This window comes from uncultured Maribacter sp., from assembly GCF_947495965.1.
Classification (GTDB): Bacteria; Bacteroidota; Bacteroidia; order Flavobacteriales; family Flavobacteriaceae; genus Maribacter_B.
Genome location: NZ_CANMBB010000034.1, coordinates 1 through 214 on the forward strand (window position 1 = coordinate 1; position 214 = coordinate 214).

The following is a 214-nucleotide window of genomic DNA, read 5'->3' on the forward strand; positions in this document are numbered from 1 at the left end:
ATTGAAAATATTACTATTGATCCAGAATTAACAGTAAGTGCAACACCTTTAACACAACCTACTTGTGCTACTAATGATGGTGTTATAGAATTTACTGTAAACGGTGGTTCTGGAACTTTTACCGCTACCTTATTACATTCAGATTTATCTGCAACAGGTATAGCTCCAACTGCTAATCAATTTACTGGAGTAGGATTTGGTGACTACATTGTTA

General features: G+C 34.6%; 1 protein-coding gene. It reads left to right on the forward strand.

All coding sequences use genetic code 11. The features are described from left to right. A partial coding sequence (locus Q0820_RS16940) for a hypothetical protein (protein WP_298489486.1) occupies positions 1 to 214 on the forward strand: 214 nt, incomplete at both ends.